At 77.2% G+C, this 624-nt stretch carries 1 pseudogene; it reads left to right on the forward strand.

Annotated features, from left to right (window positions below):
• Positions 1-104: 104 nt before the first annotated feature.
• Positions 105-624: pseudogene (locus tag ACOV8S_RS04290) on the forward strand (DUF6807 family protein); the annotation flags it as partial.

The raw sequence follows: 624 nt of genomic DNA on the forward strand, positions 1-624 counted from the left end.
CAGGCGCAGGGTGTCGCCGCCTGCGCCGACACCCTGCGCCTGTTCTCCGAGACCGGCGCCGAGCCCTGGGCCGCGCCGGCCGCCTCCGCCGGAACGAGGACCTCATGACCGAGCTCCGGGACGCCTCCGCCGTGGAGGTCCTCGCCGACCTGCGCTGCGCCGGGCGCAGGGTCGCCCGCTACACCGTCCGCCCCGACCTGGACCCGCGGCTCTCGCCCCGCCCCTACCTCCACCCGGTGACCACCCTCGCCGGCGTCGTCGTCACCGAGGAACTGCCCGCCGACCACCTCCACCACCTCGGCGCGGGCGTGGCCGTGCCCGACGTCGACGGCCACAGCTTCTGGGGCGGCCGCACCTTCGTCCGCGACCGGGGCCCCGTGCTGCTCGACAACCACGGCGTCCAGCGCCACACGGGCTGGCACCGCAAGCAGGACGGCCGCGTCGAGGAGGACCTCCTCTGGGAGGCGGGCGGCGCCGCGCTGCTGCGTGAGCGGCGCACCGTCACGGCCACCGCGCTCACCGACAGCGCCTGGGCGCTCGGCCTGACCTTCGCGCTCACCCCCGCGGACGGGCCGCGGGGGTGAGCGCGAAGGTCAGGCCGAGCGCCCAGGCGCTGTCGGTGAG

It is taken from the genome of Streptomyces sp. CO7 (genome assembly GCF_053474865.1).